Source organism: Novosphingobium sp. 11B (assembly GCF_054589055.1).
Window position 1 is genome coordinate 1 of the sequence record NZ_BAAILP010000201.1, and the last position, 245, is coordinate 245.

Here is a 245-nt window from a genome sequence, read left to right on the forward strand (position 1 = left end):
CAGTGCAACGCACTGTACCATCCTCAAGCCAATCTCTCGGCGAAGATGGTGGAGCCTATCGGGATCGAACCGATGACCTGATGCTTGCAAAGCAACCGCTCTCCCAGCTGAGCTAAGGCCCCGTTATCTGTCTAGATATGGCAAGTGGTGGGCCTGAGTGGATTCGAACCACTGACCTCACCCTTATCAGGGGTGCGCTCTAACCAACTGAGCTACAGGCCCAACTCGCCATGCCCGAACAGGCC

At 56.7% G+C, this 245-nt stretch carries 2 tRNA genes; both read right to left on the reverse strand.

The features are described 5' to 3' along the window. Window positions 1-46: 46 nt before the first annotated feature. Window positions 47-122: transfer RNA gene (locus ACYPYD_RS18335), tRNA-Ala, on the reverse strand. 23 nt (window positions 123-145) lie between these two features. Then, window positions 146-222, reverse strand: a tRNA-Ile gene (locus ACYPYD_RS18340). Window positions 223-245 lie beyond the last annotated feature (23 nt).